The sequence below is a fragment of the Yersinia sp. 2545 StPb PI genome (assembly GCF_052217125.1).
GTDB classification, from domain to species: domain Bacteria; phylum Pseudomonadota; class Gammaproteobacteria; order Enterobacterales; family Enterobacteriaceae; genus Yersinia; species Yersinia enterocolitica_E.
Genome location: NZ_JAZGPY010000001.1, coordinates 390,655 through 403,131 on the forward strand (window position 1 = coordinate 390,655; position 12,477 = coordinate 403,131).

Genomic DNA, 12,477 nt, shown 5'->3' on the forward strand with positions numbered 1-12,477 from the left:
GGATACCCTCACCCGCAAGTACTCAATGGAAAACCCAACGTAATGAATTAGTTAATGAATAACCTGCGCCAGAAACGCCTGGGTGCGCTCTGATTTCGGGTTAGAGAAAAATTCGGCGGGTGGTGCTTGTTCCACTATCTCCCCACGGTCCATAAAAATAACCCGATCGGCAACGGTGCGGGCAAAACCCATCTCGTGGGTTACACACAACATGGTCATGCCTTCATTTGCCAGACTGATCATGGTATCCAGCACTTCTTTCACCATCTCAGGGTCCAGCGCCGAGGTTGGTTCATCAAATAGCATGATTTTGGGTTTCATACACAGCGAACGGGCGATTGCCACCCGCTGCTGCTGGCCACCGGAAAGTTGGCCGGGGAACTTATGGGCGTGCTCTGCAATCCGCACCCGTTCTAAATAATGCATTGCCAATTCGTCGGCCTCTTTCTTGGGCATCTTACGTACCCAGCTTGGTGCCAGCGTGCAGTTTTGCATCACCGTTAAGTGCGGGAACAGATTGAAGTGTTGGAACACCATGCCGACCTCGGTACGTACCCGTTCAATATTGCGCAGGTCATCGTTAAGTTCGATGCCATCCACCATGATTTTCCCCTGCTGATGCTCTTCCAAATGGTTGATGCAGCGGATAGTGGTAGATTTACCTGAGCCAGAAGGACCGCAAAGTACGATGCGTTCGCCAGGGCGCACATGTAAATTGATATCTTTCAATACGTGGAACTGCCCGTACCACTTATTGACGTTTTCCAGCGTAATCATCATTTTATCGCCTGGAGTTGGCTGATTGTCGCTCATGTTATGCCTCAATGTGTGGAACGTCCGGTGTGAAAGCGCTTTTCCAGATGCTGGCTGTAGCGCGACATGCTGAAACAGAAAATCCAATAGACAGCGGCGGCAAAGACATAGCCTTCGGTCGACATCCCCAACCAGGCAGGGTCGACGGTGGCTTGCTGCACGCTGCTGAACAAATCAAACAGACCAATGATGATAACCAGACTGGTATCTTTAAACAGGGCGATAATGGTGTTTACCAACCCGGGGATCACCATCTTCAGGGCTTGTGGCAAAATAACCAGCCCTTGGGTTTTCCAATAGCCCAGCCCCAGTGACTCGGCGGCTTCGGTCTGTCCTCTGGGCAAGGCCTGTAACCCGCCACGCACCACTTCTGCCACATAGGCTGATTGGAACAACACCACCCCGACCAAGGCACGGATCAGTTTGTCGATGCTGGTGCCTTCGGTCATAAACAGTGGCAACATCACCGAGGACATAAACAGCACGGTGATTAGCGGCACCCCGCGCCAGAACTCAATAAATACCACTGACAGAATACGCACCACTGGCATACTCGAACGGCGGGCCAAGGCCAATAAAATCCCCAGCGGTAGCGCACCGGCAATACCTACTGCGGCGATGATCAGCGTCAGTGTCAGGCCGCCCCACTGGCGGGTTTCAACCCGGGTTAACCCGAGGAAACCGCCATATAACATCAACCATACCAGCAGTGGGTACGCTACCATCCACACCGCCAAATAGCGGCCTCGATGTGGCATAGCGCGCCAGAATAATGGAATGAGCGTCAGCAATCCGATGATCAAGGTGGTGTTGATGCGCCAACGCTGCTCAATAGGATAAAGGCCATACATAAATTGGCCAAAGCGCGCATGAATAAACACCCAGCAGGCACCCTCACGGGTACAATCAGTGCGCGATGTACCTAGCCAGTTGGCGTTAAAAATAGTCCAATTCAGTAATGGCGGGATCAATTGCCACATCAGCCACAGGCACAGCAGCGTCAGCAGACTATTAGTCCAACTGGAAAACAAATTCTTTCTCGCCCAAAACACCATCCGGCTTAACGGGTTGCCCGGCCGTACTGTGCTGGGTGGTTCACGGGTTAGTGTCATCGTCATTCGCTTCCCTTAGCGCTCTACCAGCGCGATCCGCCGGTTGTAGAGATTCATTAAAAATGAAATGGATAGGCTGATAACCAAATAGACTGACATGGTAATGGCGATAGTTTCTATCGCCTGACCAGTCTGGTTCAGCACTGTGCCGGCAAACAACGACACCATATCTGGATAGCCGATAGCGGCTGCCAGTGAGGAGTTTTTGACGATGTTCAGGTATTGACTGGTGAGTGGCGGAATGATGACTCGTAACGCCTGTGGCAGAATAACTTGGCGCAAGGTGACGGTGTTGGGCAGCGCCAGTGAACGGGCTGCTTCATGCTGACCATAGGGCACGGACTGAATGCCTGAACGAATCACCTCAGCAATAAAGGTCGAGGTATAAACCGACAGTGCCAAGGTCAAGGCCGCCAATTCAGGGATAAGAACCAGGCCACCTTTAAAGTTAAAGCCGCGTAACTGCGGTAGATCCCAATGCAGTGCCGAGCCATACAGAAAATGGGCCGCTGCTGGTAGGGCTATCAACAGTAGTAAGGCAATCGGCCAAGTGCGGTGAAACTGACCGGTATGTAACTGACGGAAATGGTTATAGCGATACAGCGCCACGATGATAACAACGGCCAGCAGCACAGCGAGTATGGCGGGTATAAAACCGGCAGCAAACTCCGGTGATGGTAGATACAAGCCACGGTTGCTGAGAAAAGCCACACCGAAGGCATCCAGACTCTGTCGTGGCCCTGGTAGATTGCGTAATACCGCGAAATACCAGAAGAAGATTTGCAGCAAGGGCGGGATATTACGGAATGTCTCGATATAGATAGTGGACAGTTTGCGTAACAGCCAGTTATCAGATAAACGCGCCAGCCCAAGGAAGAACCCGAGGATCGACGCAAAGAAAATACATAATACTGATACCAGCAAGGTATTGAATAACCCGACCAAAAACACCCGGCCGTAGGTATCACCTTGCTCATAATCGATAAGATGCTGAACAATACCAAAACCGGCGCTGTTATTCAGGAAAGCAAAGCCGGAGGTGATGCCCCGGGTCGACAGGTTGGTAATGGTGTTATGGAAAAGATACGCACCGCATCCGATCAGTATCAATAGCGCGATAATTTGATACAACCAGGCGCGTACCGCTGGATTGGTCAGCGAAAAGACACCTTTGACGGTTGGGCGTTGTGACATAGTGTGGGCCTCGGTCTGGATAATACATCCGGCAGGGCGGGCCTGCCGGAGAGGTAATCAGTAATCAGCGAACCGGAGGCGCGTACTGGAGACCGCCATTGTTCCACAGCGCATTCTGGCCGCGTTTTATTTTCAGCTCACTGCCCAAACCGACGTTACGGTCGAAGCTTTCGCCGTAGTTACCCACTTGTTTCACGATTTTAACCACCCAATCGTTAGGCACTTTCAGATCTTTACCATAGTTGCCTTCCTGACCTAACAGATGTGCCATATCCGGTGTGGTTGGTTTTGCTGCCAGTGCTTCGACGTTTTTCGACGTCACACCCATCTCTTCAGCATTTAACATGGCAAACAGTGTCCAGCGCACGATGGCGAACCAGTCCTCATCACCCCGGCGCACAACCGGCCCCAGTGGTTCTTTAGAGATAACTTCCGGTAATACGATAAATTCGTCTGGTTTACCTAACTTGATACGCAGTGCGTACAGTTGTGATTGGTCAGAGGCCAATGTGTCACAGCGGCCGGAATCCAATGCCTTGGCACTTTCGTCAGAACGGTCGAAGGTAACTGGAGTGTATTGCATTTTATTGGCTTTAAAGTAATCAGCGACGTTCAACTCAGTATCTGTACCGGCTTGAATACACACCGTCGCCCCGTCCAGCTCTTTGGCGCTTTTCAGCCCCGCTTTATTGTGGGTCAGAAAGCCGATACCGTCGTAATAGTTCACTCCGGTAAATAACATCCCCATGCCAGCATCACGGGATGAAGTCCAGGTGGTGTTACGTGACAAAATATCAACTTCACCCGATTGCAGGGCGGTAAAACGCTCTTTTGCGGTCAGCGGGGTGTATTTTACTTTTTCTGCATCACCAAAGATGGCAGCAGCTACGCCACGGCAGACATCGACATCCAGACCAGAGAACTTGCCGCTGGCATCTGCATAGGAGAAGCCGGGCAATCCATCACTGATACCACATTGTACAAAACCTTTTTTCTTCACCGCATCCAAAGTAGTGCCCGCGTGGGCCTGACCTGCTAATGCCACTAATGAGGCGGTGGCAACCAGTGTTGAAATCATTATTTTCTTCATGAAAGCGTCCTGTGAGGCAAAGTCGAGCCTATTTTAATTTTGTAGCGCACCAGTGATGCACCGTCGCTGTCTGTTGGCGTGTAGCCAGTTTGGTATTAGCAAATGGGATGCCAGAGTTGCATTTCATTGATGATATGAGTAATTACTTAGCGTTAACTCTTTGTAGGTAATTTCTGACCGGGTAGGATGCACTTAAATGGCGCATTTAACGGTGGATTGATACTTTTTAGTGCAGAAAATTCTTATATACAGCGATGAACGAGAGGTAAGAGTAATTGAACCAGACTGAGGTATACATTTCGTCAATGTAATAACATAAAAAGCGGCATAGACAGGTGAAATTCGGATTTTTTAAATCTCTGATCCGTTATCTAATCCTCTTGGGAGTGTTTTAACGTAAACACATTAGAGAGAAGGATAAGGATTATGCCTCGTTATTTAACCGCCCTGATGTGCGGGCTGCCATTGCTGTTTACCGCCAGTTGTCTGGCACAGGTGAATATTGAAACTGCAAAATGCAGTGATACCGATTTTACTCAGGTTCTGTCTTGTTACAGAGAAAAGCTGGCCGCAGAGCCACTTATCTATAACTTGCTCAGTCAGGAAAACCTGCCGGGGTTGGAGTGGCGCCGTTACCAACTGACCTCGCAGAATTGGTCGCCGGAGAGCTTGGTCTCCCCTGCTGCATGGCAGCATGAAGTGGAGATCTTTATTCCCGAAAATAGCACGTCCACCAAGGCGCTGGTGGTCATCAATAATGGTACCAACTATGGTACTGAAACCATTCCTCCCTCCGGTCCTAGCGATTTTGCTATCGAGACCTTGCAAAATATTGCCCGCTCGACTGACACGGTGGTGATTGCCATTAGCACCATTCCCAATCAGTACCTTGAATATCAACAAGATGGGAATCCGCGTAAGGAAGATTATAGTGTTGCACGTAGTTGGACTTTATTTATAGATGCCCCAGAAGCCCGTTCAATATTACCGCTACATGTCCCGATGGTGGCGGCGATTTCTCAGGCGATGACCATGGCGCAACAAGCCTTGCCGGAAAAAGCCTTAGACAGTTTTATTGTCACTGGTTTATCCAAGCGTGGCTGGACTAGTTGGCTGACGGCAATTGCGGATTCACGTGTGGAGGCTATTGTGCCTTTTGTGATTGATCTGCTGGATACCCGCGCCGCATTGGAACATATGTATCAATCTTATGGTGGCAACTGGCCTATAGCCTTCACCCCCTACTATCAGGAAGAGATTGATAAGAAACTGAGTACCCCCGGCTTCGCCAAACTGATGCAGATTATGGATCCCCTACAGTACCTGACGAGCGAGTATCAACCCCGGCTCAGTATTGCGAAATACATTATTAATGCCAGTGGTGATGATTTCTACGTGCCTGATAATACGCATTTTTATTATGACAAATTACCCGGTGATAAAACGTTGCGGGTGGCACCTAACTCTAGTCACTCCGGTATTAAAGCATTTAGCGAACAGTCGTTGATCACCTTTGTTAACCGTTTACGGCAAGCCACACCGATGCCGCAGTTGAATACCACTCTGGTAATGAAAGATAAGGTGCAAACCGTCACGGTTAGTCTGTCAGAGACGCCAGAAAAGGTGCTGTTATGGACCGCAGCTAACCCCGATGCTCGCGATTTCCGCTATGCGTGCGATGTAAGATATAGCGTATTTCCGTTGGCTGTGGCCCCGGGTAATACCCTTGAAGTTGCACTTAGCACGCCAGCTACCGGTTGGCAGGCGACCTTTATCGAGGCCACATTCAATGATGGCTTCGTGGCAACCACGCCAGTTTATGTCTCGCCGCAGGAGAGTTATCCCACTACAGCCCCTCCTACCGGTGGGCCTGCATGCAAAACGTTGCCAGGGCGTGCGCTTATCACACCAGACGATGCGATAGATGATCCCGATGAAGCTGAAGCGCAGTTATAGCTCCGCGATATTGAGTGGATTTTAGCTAATAAAAAACCCGACATAGGCCGGGTTTTTATGACAGATCTTGTTGATGCTTAATACAGCGATGGCGCACCGGCTGGGCGGGTTTTAAAGCGGCGGTGTAGCCACAGATATTGCTCAGGTGCGCGCATGATCTCTTTTTCGATAACTTTGTTCATATAGCTGGCGGCCGCTATCTCATCATCAAGCGGATAGTCTTCTAATGCCGGCTGGATCAGCAAGTCATAGCCGCTACCATCTGTTTTACGCAGTAAAACCAATGGCAACAGTGCCGGTTTGGCTAGCCGGGCCAACATAAAAGTGCCACTGGTGGTCGCGGCCTGATTGACGGCGAACAGTGGTGCAAACACACTGCCACGTGGGCCGTAATCCTGATCCGGTGCAAACCACACAGCCTCACCTTTTTTCAATGCCTGCACCATGCCACGAAGATCTTTACGGTCCAGCATGGCCTTATTCGAGCGCATACGGCCCCAGGTCTGCACCAATTCCATCACTTTATTGTTATGCGGGCGGTACATCGCCATCATTGGCTGACATTGCCCCATTACGCGGCCGCCAAGTTCCAGCGACATAAAATGGACGCCAATCACCAGTACGCCGCGCTGTCCTTGCTGCGCTTTTTTCAGGTTATCCAGACCCGTCACGGTAAACCAGCGCTTAATGCGCGCATCGGGCCAAAACCAGGCCATGCCGGTTTCCAGCAACCCCATGCCTAAGGATTCAAAATTACCGACGATAGTCCGTTCAAGAGTCTGCTTATCCATATCAGGGAAACAAAGTTCCAGATTGCGCCGGGCGATAGATACCCGCCGTTTCAGGAAGCGCATTGAGGTACGCCCCAACCAAATTCCTAACTTGTTTAACAGCGGGTAGGGGAGTTGGACTAACAGAAATAATACCCCCAGGCCAAACCAGGTCAGCCAGTAGCGCGGGTGGAGCAGTGAGATATGGAATTTCTGCGGCTTTATCATATGAACTCTATCGTTATGCGTTAAGTGCGGGTTTGTAACGCATATGGATGTAACTCGATAGCGATACATTTCTTCAGACACCGGTGGTCAACTATCGTTTTGGTGAATACGACAATTGACATAATTTTTACATTAAAAGCGGGGTCGCGTAGGGGATGGTCATGAAGGCAGGCTATCTATAAGCGATGGGGGCTTTCAGAGGATTATACCATATTCGCGATAAATGAAAGAAAAAGATCAACGCTAGATGTGCTGGCGGAATTATCGCGATATAAACTGCGTTACTGTTCGGCATATCGCAGAAAATGGTGCCTTAGAATCGAGGAAAAATAAGTCAACTGGCTGGAAAATGGGAGACTCATCTCAATTTCGATTAATTATTGTTACCGTTGTTCTATTTTTGGGTTATTGACGTGCCACAGAGGGAGTTATAAATTCAATTTGTGTTTTTAATGTTATTAATTTGATGTTTATTTGTGTTTATTATCTTTGTATTTGATCACATTTATTCTTTCTTATATTTAATTAACCAATTATTAACATAATAAATCATTAAATTTTACTTTTTTGGGCTTTCATCACAATTCACTCTGACTCGTCGCGCAGCCTATTGTGTTCCTTTGTTAATCTCATATGTGTGAAAAGCAGTCACATGAAAATAAAACAGTCACGGTGTCACACTACGGGCTTCTCACCTCGCAACCAACCCGTTATCTGAAAGAAAACAAGAAGGTATTGCTATGAAACTTAATCTCGCATTACTGAATGCATGTGTCGTTTCCGCATGCATGCTGTTCACTACGCAAACGATGGCAGAGAAAAAATATGAAATTGCTGTTGTCGCGAAGGTTACCGGTATTCCTTGGTTTACCCGTATGGAAGTTGGCGTAAATGAAGCAGCAAAAAAACTGGATGTTAATGCTTATCAGGTTGGGCCTGCCACGCCAGACCCGGCGCAACAAGTTAAAGTCATTGAAGACCTTATTGCCAAAAATGTAGATGCCATCATTGTGGTGCCGAACGATGCCAAAGTGCTGGAACCAGTACTGAAAAAAGCGCAAGAGAAAGGCATTGTGGTGTTAACTCACGAATCTCCTGATCAACGTATCGGGCAGTGGGATGTTGAGACCATCGATAGTGAAAAATATGCTCAGGCCAACATGGACGAACTGGCGAAAGCCATGGGGGGCAAAGGGGGTTATGCGATTTATGTGGGTTCCCTGACTGTGCCATTGCATAACGCTTGGGCGGATTATGCTATCAAATACCAGAAAGAAAAATACCCCGATATGTTCGAAGTCACTCCACGCCTGCCAGTGGCTGAGAACATTGATAAGTCTTACTCCACCACTCTGGATCTGATGAAAACCTATCCGAAAATGAAAGGGATCATTGGTTTTGGTTCACTGGGGCCAATTGGTGCCGGTCAAGCAGTGGCTAAGAAACGCGCGAAAGATCAAATCGCGGTAGTGGGTATCGCTATGCCTGCACAGGCAGCGCCATACCTGATGCGTGGTGATATCAAAAAAGCCCTGTTGTGGGATCCAAAAGACGCCGGTTTTGCTGTGGTGCAGATTGCAGATCAATTACTGAAAGGCCAAAAAATCACGCCAGACTTGACCATCGAAGGCTTGGGTAAAGCCGATGTGGATAGCGAGAAAGGCGTGATCCGTTTCAACAAGATCCTTGAAGTCACTAAAGATAATGCGAAAACATTAGGTTTCTGATTTTCAGACGCCACACCAGGGAATTACCGGCTAACGAGCCGTGCTTGGCACTAAATCAGGCAGCGGGAGAGCATCCCCGTTGCCCTCACCATCATCACCGAATTGCTGTAAAAATAGCGCCATGCTTATGGCGTTAGGGAAGGTATTGTCATGACTCAGGCCAACGCATTTATCACTCTTGAAAATATCAGTAAGCGATTCCCCGGCGTGCTGGCGCTGGATCAGGTGAATCTCACACTGAATAAAGGAGAAGTGCACTGTCTGGCAGGCCAGAACGGCTGCGGCAAGAGCACCATTATCAAAGTGATTTCAGGAGTTTATCAGCCAGAGAAAGGCGCAAGTATCCTGATAGACGGCAAGCTGTTCCATCAGTTTACGCCGCAACTCTCATTCTTCTATGGCGTGCAGGTGATATATCAAGACTTGTCGCTATTTCCTAATCTCACCGTTTCGGAAAATATTGCCGTCCACCGTTATCTACCAGGTGGTGATTTTTGGGTGAAGCGTAAAAGTATGCGTGAGCGTGCGTTAGCCGCCATGCAGCGAGTGGGTGTCACCCTTGATCCTGATAAAAAAGTTGAACAGCTCTCTATTGCTGACCGCCAGTTAGTGGCGATTTGCCGCGCTATCGCTGCCGATGCCCGCTTGGTGATTATGGATGAACCTACTGCCTCGCTAACCAGTCAGGAAGTGAAAGGCTTGCTGGACGTGGTACGTGATCTCAAATCACAAGGTATCTGCGTGGTGTTTGTTAGCCACCGGCTGGATGAAGTGATGGAAGTGGCCGACAGAATCAGTGTCATGCGCGATGGCCAACTCATTGGTACCTGGCCGGCCAGCGAGCTGGACAGCCATGAGCTGGCGTTCCTAATGACCGGCCAGCGCTTTACCTACAGCCAGTTACCGCCACTGGCGGCAGAAGCCACGCCGTTGCTGGAAATCAAAAAACTGAGTCGTGGCGAGCAGTTTCGTAACATCGATTTGACCCTACATCAGGGCGAAATTGTGTCGATCACCGGGTTACTGGGGGCGGGGCGTACTGAACTGTGTCTGAGCCTGTTTGGCATGACCCAACCCGATAGTGGCGAGGTGTGGGTCGCCGGTGAACAAGTGCATTTCCGTAACAACCGTGATGCGATCCGCCACGGGATCGGTTATGTCTCTGAAGATCGCCTGACACAGGGATTGATCATGGAGCAATCGATCTATGACAACACCATCGTGTCCGTTTTTGACAAATTACATACCCGCAGTGGGTTGTTGGATCATGCCAAAGCCGCAGCGCTGGTGAAAAAACTGGTGCAAGATCTGAACATCAAAGTGTCCGATACCGCCCTGCCGGTCAAAACGTTATCGGGCGGTAATGCACAGCGCATCGCTATTGCTAAATGGGTAGCGACGCAACCGCGTATTTTGATCCTCGATTCTCCGACCGTCGGCGTAGATATCGCCAACAAAGAAGGGATTTACCATATTGCCAAAGCCTTGGCAGAGCAGGGGATGGCGGTATTGATGATTTGTGACGAGATCCCGGAGGCTTACTACAACAGTCACCGGATATTAGTGATGCGCAAAGGTGAACTGGTGGCCGAGTTTTACCCGCATCAGTGCACCGAACAACAGGTAGCCGAGGTGGTCAATGGATAAGCTAAAACTGCGGCAACTGACGGGGCGACATGAGTTTTATCTTGGGCTATTGGTATTACTGTTAGTCATCGGACTGAGTGTAAAAAGCCCGGAGTTCCTGACCTTAGGGAATCTGACCGATGTCGCCACCAGTTATGCCATTTTGGGTATTCTGGCCTGTGGCCTGTTTGTGGTGCTGATTGCCGGTGGTATTGATATCTCCTTTCCGGCGGTAACGGCTATTGCGCAATATGTCATGGCGTCGTGGGTGATTACCCATGGCGGCAGCTTCGCGCTAGCGTTTGTTCTGGCCATGTCAGTTGGTTTAGTGCTGGGGCTGATCAATGGGTTGCTGGTGTATTGGTTGAAAGTCCCAGCGATAATTATCACCATTGCCACACTGAATCTGTTCTATGGCCTGCTGGTTTATTTCACCAACGGTACCTGGTTGTACGGTTTCCCTGACTGGTTTATGACCGGGATTAACTGGTTCTCGTTTACCGGCAGTGACGGCTATGACTATGGCTTGACACTACCGCTGTTCTGCCTGGCGGCGACCATCATTTTCACCGGTGTATTGATGAACTACACCCGTCTTGGGCGGCAGATCTTTGCCATGGGCAGCAATAAGGATGCGGCTTCCCGCCTGGGCATTAATATTCTGCGTTTGCATCTCTACGTCTATGGCTACATGGGCATGCTGGCAGGGGTGGCGGCGGTGGTACAGGCGCAGATTTCCCAGTCAGTGGCACCTAACTCATTGATGGGGTTTGAGCTGACCGTGCTGGCCGCCGTGGTCTTGGGTGGCACCAGTATGACGGGGGGCCGTGGATCCCTCAGTGGCACCGTGCTCGGCGTGATGTTGCTGGCATTTTTGCAAAACGGTCTGACGCTGCTGAGTGTCTCCTCTTACTGGCATACGGTTTTCAGCGGCGCAATCATTTTGGTGAGTATCAGTACCACCGCATGGAATGAAAAACGCAAATTGCTGAGGGAGCACTGATATGACCTGGCTAAACCGAATTATTCCTAACGACCGCATTATCCGCCTGCAATTATTGATTCTGGTGGCAGTGATGTTGGCCTTCTCATTGACCTTGGGTCAACGCTTCTTCAGCTTGGGTAACTTCCAGTCTATTTCCTCGCAGTTGCCGATTTTAGGCATGCTGGCGCTGGGGATGGGGCTGACCATGCTGACCGGCGGTATTAACTTATCCATTATTGCCGGAGCGAACGCTTGCTCATTAGTCATGGCTGCCATCATTGTCAGCCACCCTGATCAGCCGCTGTTCCTGTTACTGGCATTAGTTGCTGGCTTGCTGGTGGCGGTGGTGATTGGTGCGTTGAATGGCTTACTGATTTCAGTGGTCGGGGTGTCGCCAATTCTGGCGACGTTGGGCACCATGACATTGATTACCGGCCTGAATATTTTATTGTCCAACGGTGACGTGATCTCTGATTTCCCACCGGTGATTCAATACATTGGCAGTGGTGATATCGCCGGTATTCCAGTCGCGATGATCTTGTTTTTACTGGTCTCCACTGGGCTGTGGGTGCTTTTGGAACACACGACCTTGGGGCGTAGCATCTATCTGGTCGGCTCCAATGAGCAGGCCACCCGTTTTAGTGGCGTGAATACCCATCGGGTACAGGTCGCGGTCTATATCCTGTCAGCCATATTAGGATGGGGGGCGGCTATCCTGATGATGGCGAAATTTAACTCGGCCAAAGCCGGTTACGGCGAATCCTATCTATTAGTCACCATTCTGGCATCGGTATTGGGTGGCATTAACCCGGATGGCGGCTTTGGTCGCATCATCGGCTTGATCCTGGCGCTGGTGGTACTGCAACTATTGGAAAGTGGCCTGAATTTGCTGGGGGTGAGTAGCTACCTGACCATGGCGTTATGGGGTGGGGTGCTGATCCTCTTTATCGCATTACAGAATCGTAAGGCTTAAGAA

Annotated in this window: 10 protein-coding genes; 5 read left to right on the forward strand and 5 right to left on the reverse strand. The window is 49.8% G+C overall.

Annotation, left to right across the window (positions count from 1 at the left end):
* Positions 1 to 51: 51 nt before the first annotated feature.
* The 4 genes from V1955_RS01665 to V1955_RS01680 all read right to left on the reverse strand — a co-directional run bounded on the left by V1955_RS01665 (position 52) and on the right by V1955_RS01680 (position 4,209).
* Positions 52 to 813, reverse strand: a complete 762-nt coding sequence (locus tag V1955_RS01665) for an amino acid ABC transporter ATP-binding protein (protein ID WP_042568985.1) — start codon at positions 811 to 813, stop codon at positions 52 to 54.
* An 8-nt stretch (positions 814 to 821) separates the two neighbouring features.
* Positions 822 to 1,925 (reverse strand): amino acid ABC transporter permease, encoded by a 1,104-nt coding sequence (locus tag V1955_RS01670; protein ID WP_420071407.1) that lies wholly within the window; start codon positions 1,923 to 1,925, stop codon positions 822 to 824.
* Between the two features lie 15 nt (positions 1,926 to 1,940).
* Positions 1,941 to 3,119, reverse strand: a complete 1,179-nt coding sequence (locus V1955_RS01675) for an amino acid ABC transporter permease (protein WP_372569716.1) — start codon at positions 3,117 to 3,119, stop codon at positions 1,941 to 1,943.
* A 64-nt stretch (positions 3,120 to 3,183) separates the two neighbouring features.
* Positions 3,184 to 4,209: an amino acid ABC transporter substrate-binding protein gene (locus tag V1955_RS01680; protein ID WP_372569715.1), complete on the reverse strand. Its 1,026-nt coding sequence runs from the start codon at positions 4,207 to 4,209 to the stop codon at positions 3,184 to 3,186.
* Between the two features lie 426 nt (positions 4,210 to 4,635).
* On the opposite strand from V1955_RS01680, the gene V1955_RS01685 reads away from it, so the two are divergent.
* A complete protein-coding gene (locus V1955_RS01685) occupies positions 4,636 to 6,165 on the forward strand; it encodes a PhoPQ-activated pathogenicity-related family protein (protein ID WP_442820452.1) in 1,530 nt (509 codons plus the stop codon).
* 77 nt (positions 6,166 to 6,242) lie between these two features.
* Here the strand turns inward: V1955_RS01685 and lpxP are convergent, their stop codons facing one another.
* Complete coding sequence (lpxP, locus tag V1955_RS01690; RefSeq protein ID WP_083162159.1) at positions 6,243 to 7,163, reverse strand: kdo(2)-lipid IV(A) palmitoleoyltransferase; 921 nt, start codon at positions 7,161 to 7,163, stop codon at positions 6,243 to 6,245.
* Positions 7,164 to 7,903: 740 nt separating this feature from the next.
* Between lpxP and V1955_RS01695 the strand changes: the two genes are divergently transcribed.
* From V1955_RS01695 to V1955_RS01710, 4 genes are all read left to right on the forward strand, one after another.
* Positions 7,904 to 8,890: an autoinducer 2 ABC transporter substrate-binding protein gene (locus V1955_RS01695; protein ID WP_005191421.1), complete on the forward strand. Its 987-nt coding sequence runs from the start codon at positions 7,904 to 7,906 to the stop codon at positions 8,888 to 8,890.
* Between the two features lie 150 nt (positions 8,891 to 9,040).
* Complete coding sequence (locus V1955_RS01700; RefSeq protein ID WP_050073816.1) at positions 9,041 to 10,537, forward strand: sugar ABC transporter ATP-binding protein; 1,497 nt, start codon at positions 9,041 to 9,043, stop codon at positions 10,535 to 10,537.
* Positions 10,530 to 11,519 (forward strand): ABC transporter permease, encoded by a 990-nt coding sequence (locus V1955_RS01705; RefSeq protein ID WP_032907665.1) that lies wholly within the window; start codon positions 10,530 to 10,532, stop codon positions 11,517 to 11,519. The genes V1955_RS01700 and V1955_RS01705 overlap by 8 nt, the downstream gene beginning before the upstream one ends.
* A gap of 1 nt (position 11,520) precedes the next feature.
* Positions 11,521 to 12,474, forward strand: coding sequence for an ABC transporter permease (locus V1955_RS01710; protein WP_083162161.1), 954 nt, complete (start codon positions 11,521 to 11,523; stop codon positions 12,472 to 12,474).
* Positions 12,475 to 12,477: the final 3 nt, after the last annotated feature.

Coding starts and splice junctions, on each gene's coding strand:
- V1955_RS01705 (WP_032907665.1), top strand. CDS start 10,530: ATGGATAAGCTAAAACTGCGGCAACTGACGGGGCGACATGAGTTTTAT.
- V1955_RS01670 (WP_420071407.1), bottom strand. CDS start 1,925: ATGACACTAACCCGTGAACCACCCAGCACAGTACGGCCGGGCAACCCG.
- V1955_RS01675 (WP_372569716.1), bottom strand. CDS start 3,119: ATGTCACAACGCCCAACCGTCAAAGGTGTCTTTTCGCTGACCAATCCA.
- V1955_RS01680 (WP_372569715.1), bottom strand. CDS start 4,209: ATGAAGAAAATAATGATTTCAACACTGGTTGCCACCGCCTCATTAGTG.
- lpxP (WP_083162159.1), bottom strand. CDS start 7,163: ATGATAAAGCCGCAGAAATTCCATATCTCACTGCTCCACCCGCGCTAC.
- V1955_RS01665 (WP_042568985.1), bottom strand. CDS start 813: ATGAGCGACAATCAGCCAACTCCAGGCGATAAAATGATGATTACGCTG.
- V1955_RS01700 (WP_050073816.1), top strand. CDS start 9,041: ATGACTCAGGCCAACGCATTTATCACTCTTGAAAATATCAGTAAGCGA.
- V1955_RS01685 (WP_442820452.1), top strand. CDS start 4,636: ATGCCTCGTTATTTAACCGCCCTGATGTGCGGGCTGCCATTGCTGTTT.
- V1955_RS01710 (WP_083162161.1), top strand. CDS start 11,521: ATGACCTGGCTAAACCGAATTATTCCTAACGACCGCATTATCCGCCTG.
- V1955_RS01695 (WP_005191421.1), top strand. CDS start 7,904: ATGAAACTTAATCTCGCATTACTGAATGCATGTGTCGTTTCCGCATGC.